The organism is Kocuria sp. LUK (genome assembly GCF_021012935.1).
In the GTDB taxonomy this organism is placed as follows: Bacteria; Actinomycetota; Actinomycetes; order Actinomycetales; family Micrococcaceae; genus Kocuria; species Kocuria flava.
In genome coordinates this window covers 46,853-71,155 of record NZ_JAJMZI010000007.1, presented here as the reverse complement: position 1 = coordinate 71,155, position 24,303 = coordinate 46,853, and the positions used below count along the sequence as shown (strand labels likewise).

The following is a 24,303-nucleotide window of genomic DNA, read 5'->3' as shown; positions in this document are numbered from 1 at the left end:
GGGCCCTGGGCCGAGGGGGTGCAAGGTGATCCAGGCCTTGCGCGGCCGTTCCGGGACCGGGGGGACGGGTCCGGGGCGGCCCCCTACCGTGAGCAGGTCGGTGGACCATCCGGTCCTGCGCACGGCCGTTCGTGGGGGGACTCGGGCCGTGCGCCGGGCGGATGTCTCTCACCCATCCACCGACGTTCTTTCTCTGCTCGCACTGACGAGTCTGCCCCAGTGCACGATGTGTTTGAATGCACTTTCGTCTACACCTCCGCTGGACGCAGGTCCAGGGGCGGCGACCGGCGGGAACGCCTCAGACGTCGCGCAGCTGCGGCTCCACGAGACCGCTCTGGTAGGCCTTGATCAGCGCCTGGACCCGGTCGCGGACCCCGAACTTCTCACAGACCCGCCCGAGGTAGGCCTTCACGCTCCCCTCGGAGACGTGCATCTGCGCGGCGATCTCCCGGTTGCTCAGCCCCTGGGCCAGGAGGGTGACCGTCTCCATCTCCCGGTCGGTCAGCAGGGACCGCAGGTTGTCGTCGGCGGGACGCGACTGGGTGTCCGGGACCGAGATGACGTTGTCGGCCAGCGCCCGGGCGATCGCCGGCGAGAGCGCGATCTCGTTGTCCATGACCTGGTGGACAGCGGTGATGATCTCCTCCGGCCGGGCGTCCTTCACCAGGTAGCCGGCGGCGCCGGCGCGCAGTGCGGGGACCACGAACTCCAGGGTGGAGAAGGTGGTCAGCGCCAGCACCTTCGAGCGCGGGCTGTGCCGGGTGATGAGGCTCGTGGCCTCGATGCCGTCCATCACGGGCATCTTCATGTCCATCAGCACCACGTCGGGATCCAGGGCCGCGCAGCGGTCGACCCCCTCCTTGCCGTTCGAGGCCGTGCCGATCACCTCGAACCCGGGCTCGGCGGAGAAGAAGGACTTGAGGGCCTCCAGCATCAGGGGTTGGTCGTCCACGACCAGGACTCTGCAATCACTCACACCGTCCAGTGTCTTTTCCATGCAGGGTCATGCGCAAGGGGTAACTTTCGACAATAGTCACGCCACCACTGGACAATGGTGGCTGGATGAAGGTAGTTCGCGTTGGCAAAGTAGTGGACATCAGGGCAGCACACCCCCCTGGCGGCAGGAACGACTCTCCCCCGACGGTTCCCGCCGCTCCCCCCGATCCGGTGCTGCACTGCCGATCCACAGGAGCCCCCCATGAACAAGAAGAAGCTGACCACCGCTCTCGCCTCCGCCGCTCTGGCCGCGTCCTTCATCGTGGCGCCGGTCGCCCCCGCGAACGCCGGCCCGATCATCAGCGCTCCCAAGGCCCCCGGCTACGTCATCTGCAAGTGGTGGCCCGTCTTCTGCTGATCCGCAGCGGACCTGAGGTAGACCTGTTGAGGTGACCTCCCTCCTCGCCCCCACGGTGCAAGCACCACGGACAGCCCGGAAGAGCTCGTTCTTCCACGCCGAGCCCGTCGCTCGGTGGCTGGCCGTGGTGCTTGTCGTTTACGCGCTCATCGTCCTGCTCGAGCAGCTCCGGTATGTCATCACCCACTTCACGGGCGACATCACGGTCGACCTCATGAGGGCTCTGGACGCCGTGCTGTCCTATGCCGTCATCGGGCTGGTCGCGTGGCGGTCGACCTGGGCGTCGGTCGCCTCGGTGACCTGCTTGGTGACCTCAGCTCTCGTCGACTACTACGGGACCGTCATCATCACCGTGGCCATCGTGACGATCGCCGTCGTGGCCACGGCCACCCAGCGCTTCGTCGTCGTCCATCTGGTGGCCTATCTGGTCTGGGCGCTGGTCGCGAGCAACGTCCAGGGTCCGTTCAACGACTCGCTGTTCTGGTCGATCCTCAACGTGCTCGTCATCTCCTCCCTCGTCGGCGGGGCCGTGCGGTACTTCCGGCTGCAGCGCCAGCGCAGCGAGGAGCGGGTCCGGGACCTCGAGATCCTCAACGAGCGGCTGCGGGAGGACGAGCGCCAGGCACTGGCCCGGGACCTGCACGACGTCGTCGCCCACGAGCTGACCCTCATCACGATGCAGACGATGAGCCGGCGCCGCTCGGAGGACCTCCAGGAGCTGCACGGCGTGCTCGAGACGGTCGAGGGCGCGGCGCGCTCGGCGCTCTACGAGCTGCGGGTGCTGCTGCGGCTGCTGCGCAACGAGAACGACGGCGAGCACCCCCGCGACGTCACGGGCGCGGGTCTGGCCATCGGCAGCCTCGAGCACGTGGTCACCTCGCTCGCGGCGAGCCTGACGGACCTGCGCTTCGCGCCGCAGGTGGTCATCACGGGCGATCTCGAGGCGATGCCGACCACGGCCCGCGGCACCGCGGCGCGGATCCTGCAGGAGGCGGTCACCAACATCATCAAGTACGCCCCGCGCGGGGCCGACTGCCGGATCGAGGTCACGGCCGCCGCCAACGAGCTGCACCTGCGCGTCACCAACCCGCTCCCCCGCACGGGCACCAAGGCCCGGGGCGGCGGCGAGCTGTCCTCGGGCCTGGGCCTGCGCGGGATCACCGAGCGCGTCTCGCTGCTCGGCGGCCGGGCCGAGGCCGGCCCGGAGGACGGCCGGTGGGTCGTGGACGTGGTCCTGCCCGGGGACGAGCAGGACGCGCTGTGACGGCACCGGGCGGGCTCGCCCTCCGGGTCGCACGGATCGTCGCGGCGATCCCCGCCGGGCACGTGCTGACCTACGGGGACGTCGCCGAGCTCGCGGAGTGCCGTTCCGCCCGCCTCGTGGGCACGCTGATGGCCCGCAACCCCACCGGCGCCGAGCTGCCCTGGTGGCGGGTGGTCACCGCACAGGGCACCCTGCCGCCCCACCTGCGCCCCGAGGCGCGCGAGCGCTGGCGGGACGAGGGCACGCCCGTGCGGGGCTCCGGGGACGAGGACGTGCGCGCGGACCTGGCCCGCGCCCGCTGGACCCCGGAGGACGGTGCGCCCGGGCTGGAGCACGGAGTGCCCGAGCCCGGGCGGGACCCCGGTGCCGACGGCCCGGGCGCCGGCCGGCCGGACCGCGACGCCCCGGACGACACCTGAGCCCCGGCAGCCGCCGGCGGCGCCGTGCGGGTCAGAACTCCGCGGGCCCGGAGACCTCGAAGAACCCGCCCGCGGGGTCGAACGTGCGGCCGGTGAGCCGCTCGAAGGCCTCGACGTAGCGGGCGCGGGTCCTCTCGACCACGTCCTCGGGCAGCTGCGGCACGGGGCCGGTGCCGTCCCAGCCGGAGGCCTCGGAGCGCAGCCAGTCGCGCACGTACTGCTTGTCGAAGGAGGGCTGGGGCCGTCCCGGCTCCCAGGTCCCGGCGTCCCAGAACCGGGAGGAGTCGGGGGTGAGGACCTCGTCGCCGAGGGTGATGGCCCCGCGGTAGGAGTCGAGGCCGAACTCGACCTTGGTGTCGGCCACGATGATCCCGCGGTCGCGGGCGATCTCCTCGGCCGCGGTGTAGATCTGCAGGGTGAGCTCGCGCAACCGGTCCGCCACGGCGTGGCCGACCACGTTCGCCATCTCCTGGAAGGTGATCGGCAGGTCGTGCTCGCCGACGTCGGCCTTGCCGGTGGGGGTGAAGATCGGCGGCTCGAGCCGGGAGCCGTCCACGAGCCCCGGCGGCAGCCGCAGCCCGGAGACCTCCCCGGACTCCCGGTAGTCCTTCAGCCCGGAGCCGGTGAGGTAGCCGCGGGCGATGCACTCGACGGGGAACATCGAGAGGTTCTTGCAGATCACGGCCCGCCCGCGCACGGACTCGTGGACGTCCGTGCTGAGCACGTGGTTGGGCACCGCGGCGAGCTGCTCGAACCACCACAGGGACAGCTGAGTGAGGATCGTGCCCTTGTCGGGGATCTCGGTCGGCAGGATCTCGTCGAAGGCGCTGATCCGGTCGGTGGCGAGCACGAGCACGGACCCGGCGCGGTACTCGGCGTTGTCGGTGATCGCGACCCCGGTCGCGCGCAGGCTCGACTCGTCGGGCACGTAGAGCTCCCGGACCTTGCCGGAGTAGACGTGGGTCCACCCGGGGATCTCGGGCGGGCGTCGGGTGCTCTGCTCGGTCATGCCTGCTCCTGGGGGGACGCGGGGACGGTGGGGACGGCGACCTCGCCGCGGGCGGCCCGCAGCGCGATGTCGGTGCGGTGCTGGGAGCCGGCCAGGCGCACGAGCCCGACCCCGCGGTAGGCGCGCTCGCGGGCGGCGTCGAGGTCCGCGCCGAGGCCGACGACGGCGAGCACCCGACCGCCGGCCGAGACGGTCGCCCCGGCGTGCTCGGCGCCCTCCGGGGCCACGGCGGTGCCGGCGTGGACCACGTGCACGCCCTCGAGGGCCTCGGCCTCGGCGAGCCCCTCGAGGGGGTCGCCCGTGCGGGGGGCGTCGGGGTAGCCCTGCGCGGCGACGACGACGGTCACCGCCGACTCCGGGCGCCAGCGCAGCCGCTCGGCCTCGTCGAGCCGGCCGGTGGCGGCGTCCAGCAGCAGCCGCCCCAGCGGGGTGGTCAGCCGGGCCAGGACGGCCTGGGTCTCGGGGTCGCCGAAGCGGGCGTTGAACTCGATCACGCGCAGCCCGCGGGAGGTCATGGCGAGCCCGCAGTAGAGCACGCCCACGAACGGGGTGCCGCGCCGGCGCAGCTCGTCGACGGTGGGGCGGGCCACGCGCTCGAGGACCTCGTCGACGAAGCCCGCGGGCAGCCAGGGCAGCGGCGTGTAGGCGCCCATGCCGCCGGTGTTGGGGCCCTCGTCGCCGTCGAAGATGCGCTTGAAGTCCTGGGCGGGGCTCAGCGGCACCACGCGGGTGCCGTCGGTGAGCACGAACAGGGAGACCTCGGGGCCGTCGAGGTACTCCTCGACCACCACGGACCCGCCGGCGGCGAAGCAGGCCTCGGCGTGGGCGAGGGCGGCGGCGCGGTCCGCGGTGACCACGACGCCCTTGCCGGCGGCCAGCCCGTCGTCCTTGACCACGTAGGGGGCGCCGAAGGCGTCGAGGGCGTCGGCGGCCTGGGCCGCGTCGGTGGCCACGCGGGCCATCGCGGTGGGCACGCCCGCGGCGGCCATCACCTCCTTGGCGAAGGCCTTGGAGCCCTCGAGGCGGGCGGCCTCGCGGGAGGGCCCGAACACGGCGAAGCCGGCCTCGCGCAGGGCGTCGGCCACCCCGGCCACGAGCGGGGCCTCGGGGCCGACGACGACGAGGTCGACCGCGAGCTCGCGCGCCAGCCCGGTGGCCGCCGCCGGGTCGTTCGCGTCCACGGCGTGGACCGGGACGAGCTCGGCGATCCCGGCGTTGCCCGGCGCGCTGTGCACCTGCTCCACCTCCGGGTCGGCCAGCAGAGCGCGGATGATGGCGTGTTCGCGGCCGCCGGGGCCCAGTACGAGAACCTTCACGTGCCCCAGGCTAGTTCTCGGCGGGCGGGATTGGCACATCAGCGCCCGCGCGCACCCGCGCGGGCGGGCCGCGGCGGGCCCGGTCCGGGGGTGGCCGGCTGACATACTGGGGCCCATGCAGACCTTCACCTCCGAGCGCGCCGTGGACCTCGCCGTGGTCGAGCGCAGCGGCTTCGTCGAGTCCCGCCACTGCGGCTCCGCCGTCGTCCTCGACCCGGACGGGCGCACGGTCGCGGCCCTCGGGGACGTCGTGGCGCCGATCTTCCCGCGCTCCACCCTCAAGCCGTTCCAGGCGATCGCGGCCATGAAGGCCGGGGTCCCGCTGCGCGGGGCGCAGGTCGCCATCGCCGCGGCCTCCCACACCGGCGCCGCGGAGCACCTCGCCGCGGTGCGCTCGATCCTGGCCGCAGCCGGGCTGGACGAGGACGCGCTGCGCTGCCCGCCGGACTGGCCCGAGGACGAGGACACCCGCACGGAGCTGGTGCGCGAGGGGCGGGGCCGGCAGCGGATCTGCATGAACTGCTCGGGCAAGCACGCGGCGTTCCTGTGGGCGTGCACCGAGAACGGCTGGCCCACCGCCGACTACCTCGACCCGGAGCACCCGCTGCAGCGCACCGTCCTGGAGACGGTCGCCGAGTTCGCCGGCGAGCCGGTCGCCCACGTGGGCGTGGACGGGTGCGGGGCGCCGCTGGCGGCGATCTCCCTGACCGGCCTCGCCCGGGCCTACTCGACCCTGGGCCGGGCCGCCGGGAACCTCGACGCCGACGCCCGCGCCGCGACCGTGGCCCAGTGCATGCTCGACTACCCCGAGTACGTCCAGGGCCGCGGGAAGTACAACACCGTGGTGATGGAGGAGCTGGACGTGGTCGCCAAGCTCGGCGCCGAGGGCGTGCTCGCGCTCGGCACCCGGGACGGGTGGGCCGTGGCCCTGAAGGTCCTCGACGGCGGCTCCCGCGCCAACGCGCTGATCGGGCTGAGCCTGCTCGCCCACGCCGGGGCCGTCCCGGACGCGGCCGCCGCGGCCGTGCTCGACCGGGTCGTGCGCCCGGTCATGGGCGGGTCCGAGCCCGTGGGCCGGCTGCGGCTGGCCGAGCCCGTGGTGGAGCTGCTGGGCCCCGAGCGCGCCGCCGCCCTCGGGCAGGCCTGAGGCCGTGGCCCGCCGCCGCATCGACCCCGCCGAGGGTGCCCGCGCCCTGGACGCCTGGCGCGCCGCCCCGCAGGAGACCCCCCGGCCGGTGCTCGCCACCGCCGTGCGCCACGCCCTCGAGGAGCTCGCCGAGCGCGCCCCGGGCAACAGCGTGGAGGTGCGCGTCCCGCCCTTCGGCGTCGCCCAGTGCGTGGCCGGGCCCCGGCACACCCGCGGCACCCCGCCCAACGTCGTCGAGACCGACCCCGCCACCTGGCTGGGCCTGGTCACCGGCACCGTGGCCTGGCCGGAGGCGGTCGCCGCGGGGCGGGTTGTGGCCTCGGGCACACGCACCGACCTCGCGCAGGTGCTGCCCCTCTTTCCCCGGTAACCTGGACGCCATGAGCTCCGCCCCCTCGCCCTCCTCCCCGCGCCCGCCCCGGCGGACGTCCCGGCGCCGGCAGGAGGCCGCGTCCCCCGCCCTCGCCGGGTCCGGCACCCAGCCCATGCTGCTGCGCCGGGCGCCCAACGTGTGGGCCTTCGTGGTCCTCGGCGGCCTGCTGGGCGCGGCGGCCGGGCTGGCCGCGGGCCTGCTGGGCGCCGGCAGCGCGCAGTACACGCAGGGCGCCGTCGTCCTGTTCATGGTCTCGGTCGGCGTCGTCGTCGGCCTGGCCCTCGGAGCGGTCGTGGCCCTGGTCCTCGACCGGATCTCCGTGGCCCGCGCCCGGGCCGTCACCACCGAGGTCGTGGCCGGGGAGAACCCCGCCGGACCCCCGAGCACGAGAGAAGGCTGATCCGAGTGGTCCGACCCGACGGCACCCTCAGCCACGACCTGCTCCCCGGCGAGAAGGGCCCCCAGGACGCGTGCGGCGTCTTCGGCGTCTGGGCCCCCGGCGAGGACGTCGCGAAGCTGGCCTACTACGGCCTCTACGCCCTCCAGCACCGCGGGCAGGAGTCCGCCGGCATCGCCGCCTCCAACGGCGAGCGCATCGCCGTGTACAAGGACATGGGCCTCGTCTCCCAGGTCTTCGACGAGACGACGCTCACCACCCTCACCGGCCACCTGGCCGTGGGCCACTGCCGGTACTCCACGACCGGGGGCTCCTCGTGGGCCAACGCGCAGCCGACCCTGGGGGCGACCCCGCACGGGACCGTGGCGCTCGCGCACAACGGCAACCTGACCAACTCCGCGGAGCTCTTCGACCAGCTCGTGGACAAGTCCGGCTTCCCCTCCAGCGGCGAGATGGCCCAGGGCAACACGACCGACACCGCGCTGGTCACCGCGCTGCTGGCCGAGCACCCGCACGGCTCCCTCGAGGAGGCGGCCATGCACCTGCTGCCGCAGCTGGTCGGCTCCTTCTGCCTGGCGTTCATGGACGAGCACACCCTCTACGCCGCCCGCGACCCGCAGGGCATCCGCCCGCTGGTGCTGGGCCGGCTCGACCGCGGCTGGGTCGTGGCCTCGGAGACCGCCGCCCTGGACATCGTCGGGGCGTCGCTGGTGCGGGAGATCGAGCCCGGGGAGTTCGTGGCCATCGACGAGAACGGCCTGCGCACCCAGCGCTTCGCCGAGACCCGCCGGGCCGCGTGCGTGTTCGAGTACGTCTACCTGGCCCGCCCGGACACGACCATCAACGGCCGCTCGGTCTACGAGTCCCGGGTCGAGATGGGCCGCCGGCTCGCCCGCGAGCACGTGGTCGAGGCCGACCTCGTGATGCCGACCCCCGAGTCCGGCACCCCCGCGGCGATCGGCTACGCCGAGGAGTCCGGGATCCCCTTCGGCAACGGCCTCGTGAAGAACGCCTACGTGGGCCGGACCTTCATCCAGCCCTCGGACACGATCCGCCAGCTCGGCATCCGGCTCAAGCTCAACCCGCTGCGCTCGGTCGTGGCCGGCAAGCGGCTGGTCGTCATCGACGACTCGATCGTGCGCGGCAACACCCAGCGGGCCCTGATCCGCATGCTCCGGGAGGCCGGGGCCGCGGAGATCCACGTGCGGATCTCGTCCCCGCCCATCAAGTGGCCGTGCTTCTACGGCATCGACTTCGCGTCCCGGGCGGAGCTGATCGCCAACGGCCTGGGCGTCGAGGAGATCCGGGCGTCCCTGGGGGCCGACAGCCTCGGCTACATCTCCGAGGAGGGCATGGTCGCCGCGACCCGCCAGGAGCGCGGCGAGCTGTGCACCGCGTGCTTCTCGGGCTCCTACCCCACCCGCCTGCCCGACGCCGACAAGCTCGGCAAGGACGTGGTCGAGTCCCGCCGCCGCGCCTCCGGCGGGCCGGCCCGCCCGCCGCGGCGGCCCGAGCACGCCTCGGCCGTGTCGATCGACACCCACCCCTCCGCCGCGGAGGGCCTGGCCCCCGGCGTGCACGAGGACGCGTGCATCTCCGACGCCGACCCGGGCGTGCACCAGGGCTCGACCGGGTGCGACCCCGGCCCGGACGCCGACCTCGAGGACGTCCTGCTGCCCGAGGACCGCGAGCCGGCCCGCGCCGCGACGGACCCCTCCGCCGCGGGCACCCGCGCCCCCGCCACCGATCCCGCCGTCGAGACCCCGAAGGACGCCTGACCCATGGCCCAGCAGCCCGCCCCCGAGAACCGCACCGTCACCTACGCCAGCGCGGGCGTGGACGTCGAGGCGGGCGACCGCGCCGTCGAGCTCATGAAGAGCGCCGTGCGCGCCACCCACTCCGAGCACGTGATCGGCGGGGTGGGCGGGTTCGCCGGCCTCTACGACGTCTCGGAGCTGCTGTCCTACCGCCGGCCCTACCTGGCGACCTCCACCGACGGGGTCGGCACGAAGGTCGCCATCGCCCAGACCCTCGACGTCCACGACACCATCGGCTACGACCTCGTGGGCATGGTCGTCGACGACATCGTGGTCGTCGGGGCCCGCCCGCTGTTCATGACCGACTACATCGCCACCGGCAAGGTCGTGCCCGAGCGCATCGCCGACATCGTGCGCGGCATCGCGGGCGCCTGCGAGCAGGCGGGCACCGCGCTCGTGGGCGGGGAGACCGCCGAGCACCCGGGGCTGCTGCGCCCCGACGAGTACGACGTCGCGGGCGCGGCCACCGGCGTCGTGGAGGCCGACGAGCTGCTGGGCCCCGACCGGGTGCGCGCCGGAGACGTCGTGATCGGCATGGCCTCCTCGGGGCTGCACTCCAACGGCTACTCCCTGGTGCGCAAGGTCGTCAACGTGGCCGGCTGGTCCCTGGACCGCCAGGTCTCCGAGCTGGGCCGGACCCTGGGCGAGGAGCTGCTCGAGCCGACCCGCGTCTACGCCGCCGACGTCCTCGACCTCGCCGCCGCCTTCCCCGTCAACGGCCCCGACGGCACGACCGGCCACGGGGTGCGCGGGTTCAGCCACGTCACCGGCGGCGGGCTCGCCGCGAACCTCGCCCGCGTGCTGCCGGCCGGGCTCGAGGCCACGGTCGACCGCTCCACCTGGGAGCTGCCGGCGGTCTTCCAGCTCGTGGCGCAGCTGGGCAACGTCCCGCTGCCCGACCTCGAGCGCACGCTCAACCTCGGCGTGGGCATGGTCGCGGTCGTGGACCCCGCCGTGGCCGACGACGCCGTCGCCCGCCTCACCGCCCGCGGCGTGAGCTCGTGGGTCATGGGCGAGATCGGGGCGCTCGATCGCGACGCCGACCCCGCGGACCCCGACCGGGTCCAGGGCGCCAAGGGCGTGGACGGCGGCGCGGTGCGCATGACCGGCGCCTACGCCGGCTGAGGACCCGCTCCCCCGGTCCCGCGCGCCGGACCCGGGCCTCCGGGTCCGGCGCGCGGTACGGGCACGGCGAACGCCCCGCCGACCGGTGGTCGGCGGGGCGTTCGCGCGCTCCCACGAAGAAGGTGCCCGACCTGCGTGGGCACCCCGTGCGGCTGGAGCCGGTGGAGACGGGCGGGGGGACCGGCCGCGTCAGCGGCGGTCGTCGCCGTAGTCGTCGGCGTACTTGTCGAGGTAGACGGAGTAGTCGTCCTCGTCCGCCGCGAAGCGCTCCTCGGCGGGTTCCTCCAGGGCCGGGCTGCGCTCGCCGCCCCGGAGCTCCTTCTGCAGTGCGGTCAGGTCCGTCTGCGGGCTGAAGTACTTCATCTCCCGCGCCTGCCGTGTCGCCTTAGCCTTCTGACGGCCGCGCCCCATGGCGTGACCCCCTCTGTCTCTTGGTCCGGGCGGCGGTACGTAGGCACACAGTACGGCCCCGGAATGTCATGGAAATGGTTCGTGGGTCCAGGGTACATGCTTTGCCCGGGCGGCGCGCTCCGCGGACGCTCTGCACAGGCGCCTGTCGCCGATCTCACGGCCGGCACCCGGGAAGCGCCCGGGCAGTGCCCCGGATGATGGGGCATCACCCGCGCCCTGCCCGGCGGCGCACCCGCCGCCCGGCGCCACGCCCGGCGGGCGGGCCCGGTGCCCCCGGACCCGCCCGCCCGCCGCTGTGCGGCCGGTCAGCCGGCCGCGGGCTGGGGCTCGCGCACCGCGGTGACGGTCAGCCCGTCGGCCACGACGTCGGCGTTGACGTCCACCCGCACGGCGTCCCCGTCCACGACCGCCCCGGAGAGGATCGCCCTGGCCAGCTTGTCCCCGATCTCGCGCTGGACGAGCCGGCGCAGCGGGCGGGCGCCGAAGGCGGGGTCGTAGCCGGTGATGCCCAGCCACTCGGTCGCCGCCGGGGTGACCTCCAGGCTCAGCCTGCGCTGACCCAGCCGCTCGGCCAGGTGCGCGACCTGGATGTCCACGATCCGCGCGAGGTCGGCCGTGGACAGCGGGTCGAAGAGGATGACGTCGTCGAGCCGGTTGAGGAACTCCGGCTTGAACGAGGCGTTGACCACGTTCATGACGGCCTCCCGCTTGGCCTCCTGGTCGATCGTCTGGTCCACGAGGAACTGGCTGCCCAGGTTCGAGGTGAGGATCAGGATCACGTTGCGGAAGTCCACGGTGCGGCCCTGCCCGTCGGTGAGCCGGCCGTCGTCGAGCACCTGCAGGAGGATGTCGAAGACGTCCGGGTGGGCCTTCTCGATCTCGTCGAGCAGGACCACCGAGTAGGGCCGGCGCCGGACCGCCTCGGTGAGCTGGCCGCCCTCCTCGTAGCCGACGTAGCCCGGAGGGGCGCCGACGAGGCGGGAGACGGTGTGCTTCTCCCCGTACTCCGACATGTCGAGGCGCACCAGGGCGCGCTCGTCGTCGAACTGGAACTCGGCGAGCGACTTCGCGAGCTCGGTCTTGCCCACGCCGGTGGGGCCGAGGAACAGGAAGGAGCCGATCGGCCGGTCGGGGTCGGAGATCCCGGCCCGGGAGCGGCGCACGGCGTCCGCGACCGCCTGCACGGCCCGGTGCTGGCCGATCAGGCGCCGGCCGAGCACCTCCTCCATGTGCAGCAGCTTCTCGGTCTCGCCCTGGAGCATGCGCCCGGCCGGGATGCCCGTCCAGGCGGAGACCACCTCGGCGACGTCGTCGGCCGTGACCTCCTCGGAGACCATGGTCTCGTGCACCTCGGAGGCGTCCTCCTGCTCCTGGGCGGCGTCCAGCTCCTTCTGCAGCGCCGGGATCTCGCCGTAGAGCAGCCGGGAGGCCTCGCCGAGGTCGCCCTGGCGCTGGGCCATCTCCGCCTGCGAGCGCAGGTCGTCGATGCGGGCCTTGAGGTCGCCGACCCGGTTCAGGCCGGCCTTCTCGGCCTCCCACCGGGCGTTGAGGGCGTCGAGCTCGGCCCTGCGGTCGGCCAGCTCGGCGCGCAGGGCCTCGAGCCGCTCGACCGACGCGGGGTCGCTCTCGCCCTGCAGGGCGAGCTCCTCCATGGTCAGGCGGTCGACGACGCGGCGCAGCCGGTCGATCTCCTCCGGGGCGGAGTCGATCTCCATGCGCAGCCGGGACGCCGCCTCGTCGACGAGGTCGATGGCCTTGTCCGGCAGCTGCCGGCCCGGGATGTAGCGGTGGGACAGGGTCGCGGCCGCGACGAGGGCGGCGTCGGCGATCTGGACCTTGTGGTGGGCCTCGTAGCGCTCCTTGAGCCCGCGCAGGATCGCGACGGTGTCCTCCACGGAGGGCTCGCCGACGTAGACCTGCTGGAAGCGGCGCTCGAGGGCGGCGTCCTTCTCGATGTTCTCGCGGTACTCGTCGAGGGTGGTCGCGCCGATCAGGCGCAGCTCCCCGCGGGCGAGCATGGGCTTGAGCATGTTGCCCGCGTCCATGGAGCCCTCGGCGGCGCCGGCGCCCACGACCGTGTGGAGCTCGTCGATGAAGGTCACGACCCGGCCCTCGGAGGAGCGGATCTCCTCGAGCACGGCCTTGAGCCGCTCCTCGAACTCGCCGCGGTACTTCGCCCCCGCCACCATGGAGCCGAGGTCGAGGGAGATCAGGGTCTTGTCCCGCAGGGACTCGGGGACGTCCCCGGCGACCATGCGCTGGGCGAGGCCCTCGACGACGGCGGTCTTGCCGACACCGGGCTCGCCGATGAGCACGGGGTTGTTCTTGGTGCGCCGGGACAGCACCTGGACCACGCGCCGGATCTCGGAGTCGCGGCCGATGACCGGGTCGAGCTTGCCCTCACGGGCGCGGGCGGTGAGGTCGGTGCCGTACTTCTCGAGCGCCTGGAAGGTGCCCTCGGGGTCGGGGGTGGTCACCCTGCGGTCTCCTCTCACGGACGGGACGGTGGTCTTCAGCTGCTCGGGCCCCGCGCCGGCGGAGCGCAGGATCTCGCCGGTCCTGCCGTCGAGCTGGGCGAGGCCGTAGAGCAGGTGCTCGGTGGAGATGTACTCGTCGCCCAGGGACGTCGCGAACTGCTCGGCGGCCTGGATGACCTGCAGGGAGCCGCGGTCGAACTGCGCCTGGGCGGTGGAGGCCCCCGAGGCCGAGGGCAGGGCCTTGATGGCGGCGGAGGCCTGGGCCGAGACGGCGTCGACGTCGGCGCCGGTGGCCTTCAGCACGGCGACGGCGACGCCCTCGCGCTGGTCCATGAGGGCCTTGAGGATGTGGGCGGGCTCGACCTGGGGGTTGCCGGCGGTCGAGGCGTTGGTCGAGGCCGCGGCGAGCGCCTCCTGCGACTTGGTGGTGAACTTGGTCTCCACGGGAGCTCCTTGTGGTTCGGGACGAAGCGGGTGGAACAGGTCGGACCCGGCCGGCGCGTCGTCAATGCGCACCGGCACGTCAGCTAACCTGAGTCTATCCCACTCAACCCGAGGGGGCCAGGGGTTGTTCCGGCGAACGGGCGGCACCCCTGCGGGCGGAGCCGGCACGCGGCGCCCCCGGGATGGGGTAGTGTTTTCCCGCGTGCTCCTCGACCAGAGGTGCGCATGCGGCAGTAGCTCAGCTGGTAGAGCGCCACCTTGCCATGGTGGAGGTCGCGGGTTCGACTCCCGTCTGCCGCTCTTTTCATGCCCTCCTCCCCCGTCCGGCGGGAGCCGCGCCCCGCCGTCCGGCGGGGCGCGACCCGTATCACAGCCCTTCCGGTCTGTCCAAGATCACATCGCCCGGGGCTTGGCTGCGCGCGTCACGGCCCGTAACGTCGTGCGTTCATCCGGTTCGGCCCGACGACGCGCTGTTCCACCGCACCCCGTCCGTCCCCGGAAGGAACCACCATGTCCGCACCCCGCACCGCCGTGCTCGAGGTGATCAACCCGCCCGGCCGCGCCGGCACCCGTCTGGCCCTGTTCGCCCTCGCCCTGGGCGGCTTCGGCGTGGGCACCACCGAGTTCGCCTCGATGGGTCTGATCCCCTTCATCGCCGAGGACCTCGGCGCCTCGATCCCGTCCCTCGGCCACGCCATCTCGCTCTACGCGCTGGGCGTCGTGGTCGGCGCCCCGCTGATCACCGCCCTGGCCGCCCGCCTCGAGCGCAAGACGCTGCTGCTCGGGCTCATGGGCGCCTTCACCGCCGGCAACGCCTTCTCGGCGGCCGCCCCCTCCCTCGACCTGCTCTACGCCGCCCGGTTCCTCTCCGGGCTGCCCCACGGCGCCTACTTCGGCGTCGCCGCCGTGGTCGCCTCCTCCCTCGTGCCCCGCGAGCGCCGCGGCACGGCCGTGGCCCGGGTCGCCCTCGGGCTGACGGTCGCCAACATCGTGGGCGTGCCCCTGGCCGCCGCCCTGGGCGGGGCCCTCGGCTGGCGGGCCGGCTACGGGCTCGTCGTCGTCATCGGCGTGCTGACCGTGGCCGCGCTGGCCGTGTGGGTGCCCCGCACCCGCAGCGAGGGCGGGGTCTCCGTGGCGCGGGAGGTCCGCGCCCTGGGCCGCCCGCAGGTCGCCCTGACCCTGACGGCCGGGGCCGTGGGCTTCGGCGGGATGTTCGCCGTCTACACCTTCGTCTCCCCCACCCTCACCGAGCTCAGCGGCCTCGACCTCTCGGTCGTGCCGTGGGTGCTGGCGATCTACGGCGTGGGCATGACCCTGGGCTCGCTGCTGGCCGGACCGCTGCTGGACCGCTCGGTCGACCGCACGGCCGTCGGCGCGGGCGTGGTCTCCGCCGCGACCCTGGCCTTCTTCGGGCTCTTCGCCCACCTGCCGGTCGCGGCCGTGCTGGGCGTCTTCGCGATCGGCGCGCTGGGCGCGCTGTTCTCCACCGCGCTGCAGATGCGCCTGCTGCGCGAGGCCAAGGACGCCCCGTCCCTGACCGCCGCCATGAACCACGCGGCGTTCAACTTCGCCAACGCCGTGGGCGCGTTCCTCGGCGGGGCCGTCATCACCGCCGGCTGGGGCTACCGTGCCCCGGCGTGGGTGGGCGTGGGCCTCGCCCTCGCCGGGCTGCTCGTCCTGGGCCACGCCGTGCGCCGCCAGCGCGAGGGCACCGACGCGACCCCCGCGCCCGTGCGCACCCCGGCCGGCTGGACCTCCCGCGCCCTCGGCTCGCTCGTGGTGCTGCTGCCCGAGGCCCTGGCCCCCGAGCCCGCGGCGCCGCGGGGGTCCCGGCCGACGACGACGGGCCTGCTCCTCGGCGCCTCCTGAGCCCGCCGGCCGGCCCCGGGCCCGGCCCGCGGGCCCAGGGCCGGCCCGGCACCCCGCCGCCCGTCACCGGGGCGTCATATGTTCCCGGTGCGTCACGGTCCGGGCGCGGGCGCCCGCCGTCTCGCTAGCGTGGGGACCGGGCCCCCCACCGCCCGAGCGGCGGACCCCGTGCGGCCGGCACGGGCGACCGGCCCCGTCCGGAGGAGCAGGACAGCCATGAGACCCGGAACCCTCCCGCGCGACCCCGCGACGGTGCTCGGCGCCGCGACGGTGGCCGACGGCCAGAGCCTCACCCCCGAGCAGTACGACCTGGGCGGGCTGCACCGGGTCGTGGCCACGGTGACGGACCACGAGGTCGTCCTCTACGGCGAGTTCCGGGTGGACGCCGCCCTCCTGGACGGCCGCGACCCCGCCGAGGTGCCGCACTGGGGCGGGGCGCTGTCGGGGATCGTGGAGGACTGGCAGCCGGAGGGGTCCGGGCAGGTGACGCTGTGCGCGTTCGTCCACGCGGAGACCCACGAGCACGGGCCGCTGGGGCTGACCCTGCCGGAGGCGGTGGCGCAGCTGGAGGACCTGCGGGTGCGCTGCCTCGAGTGGCTCAGGAGCTCCCCGGCCGCCTGACCCGGCCCCGCCCGTCCCGGGGCGCGGGCGGGTCCTGCCGGCCCGCGGCCTGGCGGACGTACTGGACGCCCGCGACCAGGTGCAGCACGGCGGCGACCTGCACGAGCACCCGGCCGGCCTCGGTGACGGCCGTGCTCCCCCACGCCGGCCCGGCGAGGATCAGCACGGAGCCGACCATGAGCGTGGCCGTCTTGACCTTCCCGGCCCTCGTCACCCGCAGCACGCCCAGCGACCGGTGCCGCAGCGCGACCGCGCCGACGACGAGGTCCACGCCCACGACGACGACGAGCACCCACCACGGGAAGAGCCCCACGACGCTCGCGGCGACCGCGATCGCCACGGTGCCGAGCCGGTCGGCGATCGGGTCCATGACCTCCCCGACCCGGCTGCGCTGGTCGAGGGCCCGGGCGAGGACCCCGTCGACCCAGTCGGTGAGGGAGAAGGAGGCCACGAGCACGAGGGCGGCCACCGGGTGCTCGTGGATGCGCAGCACCGCCAGCACGGCCGGGACGATCAGGCTGAAGCGCAGCACCGAGACCACGTTCGGGACCGTGAGCCAGCGGTGGTAGTACGGCGGGGCCGGCTCGGCCGTGTGCTGGTCCTGCATGGTGCGTCCCTCGCCCTCCTCGCGTCCGGGGCGGCGGCCGGAGCCCGTCCGCGCCGCCCGTCCACGAGCCTATGCCATCGGCCGCGCCCGGCCGGGCCCCGTCCGGGCCGGGCTCAGCCCAGGCGGGACTCGAGGACGCGCAGGAACTCGTCCGCGCGGCGGACCTGCTCCGCGAGGCGCTCGCGGCGGGCGCGGGCGTCCGCCAGGAGCGCCTCGAGCTGCCCCCGGGCCTCGCGCCGGGCCTGCTCGGGGCCGGTCCCCTCGGCCACGTCCAGCAGCCGCAGCAGCTCGCCCATCTGCGCGGTCGAGTAGTCGAGGGCCTTCATCCGCTTGATCGTCATCAGCCGGCGCAGGTCCTCCGGGGTGTAGACCCGGTAGCCGCCCTCGGTGCGCCCGGAGGGCGGCAGCAGCCCGAGCGCGTCGTAGTGGCGCAGTGTGCGCAGGGACAGCCCGCTGCGCTCGGCCATCGCGCCGATCTGCAGGAGCTCCTCCGGGGCCGGGCCGCCGCGCGGCGGCGCGGGCGCGTCGTGGCCGGGCCCGCCGCCCGGGGTGCCGTCGTCGTCGGCCGGGCGCCGGGAGCCCTCCGTGCCCGCGCCCCGCCGCGGGGCCGTCCGCCCCGTGCTCGTCCTGGTGCCGTCCATGCCGTCCGCCGTCGCCTCGCCGTGCTCGTTGTCGCCAACCCTGACGCTGCGTTAGGGTTGCGGGGGCCGGTGCGCCGCTGCGCCCCGTGCCCTCTTCCTCTTCCCGGTCCCCGCGGGACCGTCTTCCTCCAGGAGCTTACGCATGTCCACCGTCGCCGAGGGCCGCCCCGCGGGCCGCAGCACCGCCGCCACCCCCGAGGAGCGCGGCTCCGTCCGGCTCGCCCTGCGCAACCCGCGGTGGCTCAAGACGGAGGTCCTGGCCGGGCTCGTCGTGGCCCTGGCCCTGATCCCCGAGGCCATCGCGTTCTCGGTCATCGCCGGGGTGGACCCGCGGCTCGGGCTCTTCGCCTCCTTCACGATGGCGGTGACCACCGCGGTGCTGGGCGGGCGCCCCGCCATGATCTCCGCGGCCACGGGGGCCGTCGCCCTCGTCATCGCCCCGCTGGTCGCCTCCCACGGCATCGACCACTTCCTCGCCGCCGTGATCCTCGCCGGGGTCTTCCAGGTGGTCCTGGCCCTCGTGGGGGCCGCGCGGCTGATGCGCTTCGTCCCCCGCTCGGTGATGGTGGGCTTCGTCAACGCGCTGGCGATCCTCATCTTCAGCTCGCAGGTCCCCGAGCTGCTGGGCGTGCCGTGGGCCGTGTACCCGCTGACGGCCCTGGGGCTGCTCGTCGTCTTCCTGCTGCCGCGGCTCACCACCGTGGTCCCGGCCCCGCTGGTCGCGATCGTCGTGATCACCGCGCTCGTGGTGGCCCTGGGCACGGACGTGCCCACGGTGGGCGACAAGGGCGAGCTGCCCGAGTCGCTGCCGGTGCTGCTGCTGCCCGACGTGCCCCTGACCCTGGAGACCTTCCGGATCATCGCCCCGTTCTCCCTCACCATGGCGCTCGTGGGCCTGATGGAGTCGCTGATGACCGCCAAGCTGGTCGACGACATCACCGACACCCGCTCGGACAAGACCCGCGAGTCCTGGGCCCAGGGCGTGGCCAACACCGTCACCGGCCTGTTCGGCGGCATGGGCGGGTGCGCGATGATCGGCCAGACCATGATCAACGTCAAGGCCTCCGGGGCCCGCACCCGGATCTCGACGTTCCTGGCCGGCGTGTTCCTGCTGGTCCTGGTGGTCAGCCTCGGCGAGGTCGTCGCCGTGATCCCCATGGCGGCGCTGGTGGCGATCATGATCTTCGTCTCCTGGGCCACCTTCGACTGGCACTCCGTGCGCCCCTCGACCCTGCGCCGGATGCCGCTGCCCGAGACCCTGGTGATGGTCTCGACGGTCGTGGTCACGGTCTGGACCCACAACCTCGCCCTGGGCGTGGTCGTGGGCGTGCTCGTGGCGATGATCGCCTTCGCCCGCCGCGTGGCCCACTTCGTCCGCGTGGACCGCGAGGTCGTGGTGCAGGACGGCGAGCCGGTCGCCCGGTACACCGTGCACGGGGAGCTGTTCTTCGCCTCCTCCAACGACCTCTACACGATGTTCGACTACGCAGGGGATCCCCAGCGGGTCGTGATCGACTTCGAGGACTCCCACCTGTGGGACGCCTCGACGGTGGCGGCGCTGGACTCGGTCACCGACAAGTACGCCCACTACGGCACGGACGTCCGGATCACCGGGCTCAACCAGGCCAGCCGCCGGATGCGCGTGCGGCTGGGCGGCCTGCTGAACCAGGACCACTGACCCCCGAGGACCGCTCCCCGTGGCACTGCTGACCGCCGCCCGCCCGCACGCCGCCCGCACGGGGACCGCTCCGCCGCGCAGCCCGTCCCTCCAGGGGCTGCGCGGGGTCGCGGTGCTGCTCGTGGTGGCCTTCCACGTGTTCACCGACCGGGTCTCGGGCGGGGTGGACGTCTTCTTCGTCCTCTCCGCGTTCCTGCTCACCGGCACGTTCGTGCGCCGGGCCGAGGCCGGCCGGCCGCTCGAGCTGCGCGCGTACTGGCTGCGGACGTTCTCCCGCCTGCTCGGCCCGCTCGCGGTGGTGCTGCTGGCCGTGCTCGCGGCGGTGCTCGCCCTGTTCCCGCCCAGCCGGTGGGACGAGCTGATCGGCCACGCGTGGGGCAGCCTGCTGCACGTGCAGAACTGGGTGCTGGCCGCCGAGGCGGTCGACTACTACGCCGGCGGCGGTGCGGCCTCCACGCCGCTGCAGCACACCTGGTCGCTGTCCCTGCAGGGACAGGTGTTCCTCGTGTGGCCGCTGCTGCTCGCCGGGACCGCCTGGGCCTCCCGCCGCACCGGTCTGCGCTTCCGCCGGCTGGCCGCCGCCCTGTTCGGGGTCCTGTTCGCCGCCTCCCTCGCCTGGTCGGCCGCCTCGACCGCGGCCGAGCCGCAGGGTGCCTACTTCGACGCGTTCGCGCGGGTGTGGGAGTTCGCCCTCGGGTCCCTGGCCGCGCTCGCGGTGGCCGCGCTCCCCCGGTCCGCGGAGGGAGCGGGCCCGCTGCGCCGCCACGGTGCGGCGGCCCTGGGCTGGGCCGGTCTCGGCACGGTCGTGGCCACCCCGTTCCTGGTCGACGCGCACACGCGCTTCCCCGGCACCGCAGCCCTCGCCCCGACCGCGGGTGCGGCCGCGGTGCTGCTGGCCGCCGCCCTCGCCCCGCGCACCGGCTGGGGTGCGGACCGGCTGCTGGCCGCCCCGGTGCTGACCTGGTTCGGGGACCGGGCCTACGGCATCTACCTCTGGCACTGGCCGCTGCTGGTCACCTACGCGCTGGTCCTCTTCCGTGCGGACGTGCCTGTGCTGCACGGGGTGGGGATCCTCGCGGCGTCCCTGCTGCTGACCCGCCTCACCGGCCCGCTCGTGCGGCTTCCCGGCCTGCTCGCGCCGCTGCTGCGGGCGCGGCTGCGCCGGCCGGTGACCGGTGAGCTCGCCCGGCTGGTGACGGCGCTCGCCCTCGTGGCGGTGCCGGTGGGCACCGCCCAGGCCGGCAACACGGTGCGCGTCGCCCAGCAGCAGGCCGTGGAGCGGGTTCCGCAGAACTACCCGGGGGCGGCCGTGCTCCGCGGGGAGGCCGAGGCCCCGGCGGGGGTGCCGCTGATCCCCACCGGGGCCGAGCGGGAGTCGGAGTGGGGCGAGACCGGGCTGCCGTGCTCCCCGGAGGAGGGCGCCGAGGCGCTCGCCGGGCTCGGCGACTGCTGGTCCGTCGGACCCACGGACGGCTCGGCGCCCACCCGCACGCTGGTGGTCATCGGCGACTCCCACGCGATGCAGCTGCTCACCCCCATCACCCGGGCCGCCGAGCGGCAGGGCTGGTCCGTGGTCAGCTACCTGCGGATGGGCTGCCGCTACACGGGACCGGCGGCACCGGTCGAGGAGGACTGCGCCGCGTTCAACGCGGCCGCCCGGGACGCGGCGCTGGCCCGCGACCCGGACGCCGTGGTCACGGTCGGCACCCGCAGCCTGCCCGCGGCCCCGCACGAGGAGCTCGTGGAGGGCTGGGAGGAGGGCGCCTCCCCGTTCCTGGACGCCGGGGTGCCGGTGGTGGCGTTCCGGGACAACCCGCGCTTCCCCTTCGACATGTTCGAGTGCGTCGAGACCTACGGCGCGGACCACCCCCGCTGCACCGTCCCGCGCGATCAGGCCCTGCAGGAGACCGACCCGCTGCTCGAGGTCGCCGCACGGCACGAGGACGTGCGGGTCGTGGACCTCACCGACCGGCTGTGCACCGAGGACGTCTGCCCGGCGGTGGTCGGCAACGTCGTCGTCTACCGCGACCTCGACCACCTCACGTCCACGTACGCGGCGACCCTCACCCCGGACGTCGAGCATCGCCTGCGCGCGGCCCTGGGCTGGTGACGGGGCGGGGCGGGGCAGGTCCCGTAGCATCGGTGGCCCCGGGCCCGGCGCGGGCCCGCAGTACCACGCCCCGGAGGCCGCCATGGACCAGCACGTGCACGTCGTCACCCTCGCCACCCCGGACCTCGACGCGGCCCGCGCCTTCTACGCCGGGGGCCTCGGCTGGGAGCCGCTGCTCGACGTCCCCGGTGAGATCCTGTTCTTCCGGATCGCGTCCGGGACGGTGCTGGGCCTCTTCGAGGCGGCGAAGTTCGCGGCCGACCTCGGCCTGCCCGCCCCGGTCGCGCCGGCGGGCGTGACCCTGGCGCACAACGTGGCGGACCCCGACGGGGTGCGCCGCCTGACCGCGGAGATGGCGGCCGCGGGCGGGACGGTCCTGACCCCGCCGCAGGACGGGGCCTTCGGCGGGGTCTTCCACGCGCTCGTGGCCGACCCCGGCGGGATCGTGTGGGAGATCGCGCACAACCCCGGCTGGCGCGTCGACGACGACGGGACCGTGCACCTGGGCTGAGCCCGGCCCGCCGGGCCGGCCCGGGACGGGAGGGGCGGCTCAGCCGCGGACGTCGGCGCGCAGGTGGTGCTCGACGTCGTGCAGGAAGTACTTCGCGAAGCTCGCGACCGTGAAGGCCTTGCCGTCGCCGCGGCGGCCGGGGCGCTCCCACCGGTCCTCCTCCACCGCGTCGAACGCGTCGGCGGTCGCGCGCAGCTCCTGCGCCAGCTGCCCGGAGACCTCGTAGGGGTCCTGCAGGTTGTAGCGGTCCTGCACCGCGGCGGCGTCCTGGTCCCAGTCGGGGAAGACCGGGTCGTCCTCCTCGAGCATCAGCCGCAGCCGCTCGCGGAACACCCGGCACAGGTCCCGCACGTGGCAGCCGTACTCCAGGGGCGACCACGTGCCCGGCCGCGGCCGCTCGGTCAGCCCGCGGCGGTCCAGCGCCGCGTTCCAGGCCTCGACGGTCTCCCGGGCCCGGTCGCCCGTGGTGCGCACGTCGTAGTCGGGGTCGAAGCCGCACTCGGCGCAGCCGCCGTCGAGGACGGCCGTCCAGTCCTTGGTCTCGGGCGGCACGGGCGAGATGTCCGGGGTGGCGTCGCTCATGCCGCCGATGCTACCGCTCCGGCCCCGGTGCGACCCGGCGGGCTCCCGGCCCGGGCGTGGTCACAGGCCCTGCCGGTCGAGGATCTCGTCCTCGCTCAGCGGCTCCCCCCGCTGGATCCGCCGGGTGCGCCGCAGGTCGGCGGCGGCCAGGACCAGCGCTGCGGTGGCGGTGACGACCGAGAGGATCCCGAGGGTGTTGGCGAAGCCCGCCGAGAGCCCCAGCAGCCCGGGTCCGGCGAGCTCGGTCAGCAGGGAGGCCCCGCGGCCGTCGACCCGGTCGGGCAGCACCGCCCCGAATGCCAGCACCACCGCCCACGCCCCGGCGGTCGTCAGGCACGCCCGCAGGGACGCGCCGGCGGGCACGTGGGCGCGCGCGTCGCGGCGCAGCACCACGGCTCCGGCGCCGAGCAGACCCCCCAGCGGCAGGGCCAGGGCCGTGGCGTGCACGGGCACGAGCTCCCCGGCGGCACCGGCGAGGCCGCGGCCGGCGGCGACCCACAGGGCGAGCAGCACGGCGGCGAGCGGGGCGAGGGCGGGCACGAGCCGCTGCACGGGGGTGCTGCGGCCCGGGACGGGAGCGAGGGCGTCGGGCACGGCCGCCAGTCTACGGCGGCCCGCAGCGGCCGGGGCCGCGGGGCCCCGGCCGATAGGCTGGTGCCCATGTCGTCCCCCGGATTCCCCAGCGCCGTCCTGTTCGACCACGACGGGACCCTCGTCGACACCGAGCCCCTGTGGGAGCGGGCCAAGCAGAACCTGGCCGCCGAGCACGGCGCCGTGTGGACGGCCGAGGACACGGACGCGACCCTGGGCCGGCCCGTCGCCGCGACGCTGGAGCGGCTGCGGCGGATCGGGGTGCGGCTGGGCGAGGACGAGCTGTTCGCCGCGGTCTTCGAGCACAGCGTCCGGGTCCTCGGGGGCGAGCGGCTGGAGTTCATCGACGGGATCGGCGCGCTGCTCGACGAGCTGGCCGCCGCCGGGATCCCCGCGGCGATCGTCACGAACGCGAGCTCGGCGATGGCCCGGCACACCGCCTCCGCCGCCCCCGAGGACCTCTTCCGGGTGGTCGTCGGCACCGACGAGTACGCCGAGGGGGTCCGCCCGAAGCCCGACCCCGACGCCTACCTCACCGCGGCCCGGCGCCTGGGCGTGGACCCGGCCCGGTGCGTCGTGGTGGAGGACTCCCCCGCCGGCGCCGCGGCCGGGGTGGCCGCGGGCATCCCCGTGGTCGTGGTCCCCGGCGCGCAGCGCGTGGCCCCGGGCCCGGGCATCACCCACGTGGCCCGCCACCGGGACCTGACCCTCGAGCTGCTGCGCTCGCTCGCGGCGCGGCAGCCGTCGTCGTCCCCGGAACCGGCCGGGGCGCCGGCCGCGGTGTGCGTCCCGGCGCGGGAGGCCTGAGCCGTGGCCGGGCACCCCGGGGACCGCGCCCTGCCGGCCGCCGTCCTGTTCGACCACGACGGCACGCTCGTGGACACCGAGCCCCTGTGGGCCGTGGCCAAGCGGGCCGTGGCCGCCCGCCACGGCACCACGTGGCACGAGGCCGACGACCTCGCCACCCTCGGCCGCACCGTGCCCGAGTCGGCCCGGCTGATGCTCGAGCGCGGCGCCGACGGGACCGTCGAGGGCCTCACGGCCGAGCTGGGCCGCGAGGTCGCCGCCGCGCTGACCGGGGAGGTGCCGTTCCTCCCGGGCGTGCGGGCGCTGCTCGACGAGCTGGCCGCCGCGGGCGTCCCGGGGGCGGTCGTGACGAACGCGCTCACCGTCGTCGCCCGGGGCACCGCCGCGGGGGCGCCCGAGGTGCTGCGCGAGGTGGTCTCGCAGGAGGACGTCGAGCACCCGAAACCGCACCCCGAGCCCTACCTGCTGGCCGCCCGCCGGCTGGGCGTGGACCCGGCCCGGTGCGTGGCCGTCGAGGACTCCCCGACCGGCGCCGCCAGCGCGGCCGCCGCGGGCATGCCCGTGGTCGTGGTCCCCGGCGACGTGCCCGTGGCCCCCGCGCCCGGCCTGCACCTGGTGGACGCGCACACGGACGTCACCCTCGACCTGCTGCGCTCGCTGCTGCCGCCCGTCTGACACCGGCCCTTCCGGATCCCTCCCGTCGACGCGACGAGGGCGCGGCCCGTCCGTGCTG

Annotated in this window: 24 protein-coding genes and 1 tRNA gene; 16 read left to right on the top strand and 9 right to left on the bottom strand. The window is 75.0% G+C overall.

Annotated elements, in window-relative coordinates:
* Positions 1-298: 298 nt before the first annotated feature.
* Positions 299-952 (bottom strand): response regulator transcription factor, encoded by a 654-nt coding sequence (locus tag LQU92_RS13025; RefSeq protein ID WP_261766167.1) that lies wholly within the window; start codon positions 950-952, stop codon positions 299-301.
* Positions 953-1,198: 246 nt separating this feature from the next.
* On the opposite strand from LQU92_RS13025, the gene LQU92_RS13020 reads away from it, so the two are divergent.
* The 3 genes from LQU92_RS13020 (at position 1,199) to LQU92_RS15350 (ending at position 3,037) form a co-directional block, all read left to right on the top strand.
* Entirely contained in the window at positions 1,199-1,354 is a 156-nt protein-coding gene (locus LQU92_RS13020; protein WP_230781211.1) for a hypothetical protein, read from the top strand.
* A gap of 124 nt (positions 1,355-1,478) precedes the next feature.
* Positions 1,479-2,618, top strand: a complete 1,140-nt coding sequence (locus LQU92_RS15355; RefSeq protein WP_230781210.1) for a sensor histidine kinase — start codon at positions 1,479-1,481, stop codon at positions 2,616-2,618.
* Entirely contained in the window at positions 2,615-3,037 is a 423-nt protein-coding gene (locus LQU92_RS15350) for an MGMT family protein (RefSeq protein ID WP_230781209.1), read from the top strand. The genes LQU92_RS15355 and LQU92_RS15350 overlap by 4 nt, the downstream gene beginning before the upstream one ends.
* A 31-nt stretch (positions 3,038-3,068) precedes the next feature.
* Here LQU92_RS15350 and LQU92_RS13005 read toward each other — a convergent pair whose 3' ends face one another.
* Both LQU92_RS13005 and purD read right to left on the bottom strand, forming a co-directional pair.
* Positions 3,069-4,046, bottom strand: a complete 978-nt coding sequence (locus tag LQU92_RS13005) for a phosphoribosylaminoimidazolesuccinocarboxamide synthase (RefSeq protein WP_230781208.1) — start codon at positions 4,044-4,046, stop codon at positions 3,069-3,071.
* Complete coding sequence (purD, locus tag LQU92_RS13000; protein ID WP_101851797.1) at positions 4,043-5,362, bottom strand: phosphoribosylamine--glycine ligase; 1,320 nt, start codon at positions 5,360-5,362, stop codon at positions 4,043-4,045. Before purD ends, LQU92_RS13005 begins: the two co-directional genes overlap by 4 nt.
* Before the next feature lie 115 nt (positions 5,363-5,477).
* On the opposite strand from purD, the gene LQU92_RS12995 reads away from it, so the two are divergent.
* Genes LQU92_RS12995 through purM form a run of 5 tightly spaced genes read left to right on the top strand, consistent with a single transcriptional unit; the run spans position 5,478 to position 10,221 of the window.
* Positions 5,478-6,509 carry an asparaginase gene (locus tag LQU92_RS12995; RefSeq protein WP_230781207.1) on the top strand — a complete coding sequence of 344 codons (1,032 nt, stop codon included), beginning with the start codon at positions 5,478-5,480 and terminating at the stop codon, positions 6,507-6,509.
* A 4-nt stretch (positions 6,510-6,513) separates the two neighbouring features.
* Positions 6,514-6,879: a sterol carrier family protein gene (locus LQU92_RS12990; protein WP_230781206.1), complete on the top strand. Its 366-nt coding sequence runs from the start codon at positions 6,514-6,516 to the stop codon at positions 6,877-6,879.
* 10 nt (positions 6,880-6,889) lie between these two features.
* A complete protein-coding gene (locus LQU92_RS12985; protein ID WP_230781205.1) occupies positions 6,890-7,282 on the top strand; it encodes a hypothetical protein in 393 nt (130 codons plus the stop codon).
* Between the two features lie 5 nt (positions 7,283-7,287).
* Positions 7,288-9,057 carry an amidophosphoribosyltransferase gene (purF, locus tag LQU92_RS12980; RefSeq protein WP_230781204.1) on the top strand — a complete coding sequence of 590 codons (1,770 nt, stop codon included), beginning with the start codon at positions 7,288-7,290 and terminating at the stop codon, positions 9,055-9,057.
* 3 nt (positions 9,058-9,060) lie between these two features.
* Positions 9,061-10,221 carry a phosphoribosylformylglycinamidine cyclo-ligase gene (gene purM / locus LQU92_RS12975; RefSeq protein ID WP_230781203.1) on the top strand — a complete coding sequence of 387 codons (1,161 nt, stop codon included), beginning with the start codon at positions 9,061-9,063 and terminating at the stop codon, positions 10,219-10,221.
* Positions 10,222-10,410: 189 nt separating this feature from the next.
* On the opposite strand, the gene LQU92_RS12970 is transcribed toward purM, so the two are convergent.
* The gene (locus tag LQU92_RS12970; protein ID WP_058859521.1) at positions 10,411-10,632 is read right to left on the bottom strand and encodes a DUF3073 domain-containing protein; all 222 of its coding nucleotides are present in this window, start codon (positions 10,630-10,632) and stop codon (positions 10,411-10,413) included.
* Between the two features lie 305 nt (positions 10,633-10,937).
* Entirely contained in the window at positions 10,938-13,553 is a 2,616-nt protein-coding gene (gene clpB / locus LQU92_RS12965; protein ID WP_230781202.1) for an ATP-dependent chaperone ClpB, read from the bottom strand.
* Between the two features lie 227 nt (positions 13,554-13,780).
* Between clpB and LQU92_RS12960 the strand changes: the two genes are divergently transcribed.
* The 3 genes from LQU92_RS12960 (at position 13,781) to LQU92_RS12950 (ending at position 16,043) form a co-directional block, all read left to right on the top strand.
* Positions 13,781-13,853 (top strand) — tRNA-Gly (locus tag LQU92_RS12960).
* Between the two features lie 210 nt (positions 13,854-14,063).
* Entirely contained in the window at positions 14,064-15,422 is a 1,359-nt protein-coding gene (locus LQU92_RS12955; RefSeq protein WP_230781201.1) for an MFS transporter, read from the top strand.
* 216 nt (positions 15,423-15,638) lie between these two features.
* Entirely contained in the window at positions 15,639-16,043 is a 405-nt protein-coding gene (locus LQU92_RS12950; RefSeq protein ID WP_101851789.1) for a hypothetical protein, read from the top strand.
* Here the strand turns inward: LQU92_RS12950 and LQU92_RS12945 are convergent.
* Positions 16,021-16,650, bottom strand: a complete 630-nt coding sequence (locus LQU92_RS12945) for a CDP-alcohol phosphatidyltransferase family protein (protein ID WP_101851788.1) — start codon at positions 16,648-16,650, stop codon at positions 16,021-16,023. The two genes, LQU92_RS12950 and LQU92_RS12945, sit on opposite strands and share 23 nt — an antisense overlap.
* Positions 16,651-16,763: 113 nt before the next feature.
* Positions 16,764-17,291, bottom strand: a complete 528-nt coding sequence (locus tag LQU92_RS12940; RefSeq protein WP_308071636.1) for a MerR family transcriptional regulator — start codon at positions 17,289-17,291, stop codon at positions 16,764-16,766.
* Positions 17,292-17,433: 142 nt separating this feature from the next.
* Here LQU92_RS12940 and LQU92_RS12935 point away from each other — a divergent pair, with 142 nt between their 5' ends.
* The 3 genes from LQU92_RS12935 to LQU92_RS12925 all read left to right on the top strand — a co-directional run bounded on the left by LQU92_RS12935 (position 17,434) and on the right by LQU92_RS12925 (position 21,590).
* A complete protein-coding gene (locus LQU92_RS12935) occupies positions 17,434-18,969 on the top strand; it encodes a SulP family inorganic anion transporter (RefSeq protein WP_230781200.1) in 1,536 nt (511 codons plus the stop codon).
* Positions 18,970-18,988: 19 nt separating this feature from the next.
* Complete coding sequence (locus LQU92_RS12930; protein WP_230781199.1) at positions 18,989-21,079, top strand: acyltransferase family protein; 2,091 nt, start codon at positions 18,989-18,991, stop codon at positions 21,077-21,079.
* Between the two features lie 82 nt (positions 21,080-21,161).
* A complete protein-coding gene (locus LQU92_RS12925) occupies positions 21,162-21,590 on the top strand; it encodes a VOC family protein (RefSeq protein ID WP_230781198.1) in 429 nt (142 codons plus the stop codon).
* 39 nt (positions 21,591-21,629) lie between these two features.
* Here LQU92_RS12925 and LQU92_RS12920 read toward each other — a convergent pair whose 3' ends face one another.
* On the bottom strand, positions 21,630-22,172 hold the full coding sequence (locus LQU92_RS12920) for a DinB family protein (RefSeq protein ID WP_058859567.1): 543 nt from the start codon (positions 22,170-22,172) through the stop codon (positions 21,630-21,632).
* A 60-nt stretch (positions 22,173-22,232) separates the two neighbouring features.
* A complete protein-coding gene (locus tag LQU92_RS12915) occupies positions 22,233-22,766 on the bottom strand; it encodes a hypothetical protein (protein ID WP_230781197.1) in 534 nt (177 codons plus the stop codon).
* A 66-nt stretch (positions 22,767-22,832) separates the two neighbouring features.
* Between LQU92_RS12915 and LQU92_RS12910 the strand changes: the two genes are divergently transcribed.
* Together LQU92_RS12910 and LQU92_RS12905 are read left to right on the top strand one after the other, a co-directional pair.
* Positions 22,833-23,570 (top strand): HAD family phosphatase, encoded by a 738-nt coding sequence (locus LQU92_RS12910; RefSeq protein ID WP_230781196.1) that lies wholly within the window; start codon positions 22,833-22,835, stop codon positions 23,568-23,570.
* Between the two features lie 3 nt (positions 23,571-23,573).
* On the top strand, positions 23,574-24,245 hold the full coding sequence (locus LQU92_RS12905; protein WP_230781195.1) for an HAD family phosphatase: 672 nt from the start codon (positions 23,574-23,576) through the stop codon (positions 24,243-24,245).
* Positions 24,246-24,303: the final 58 nt, after the last annotated feature.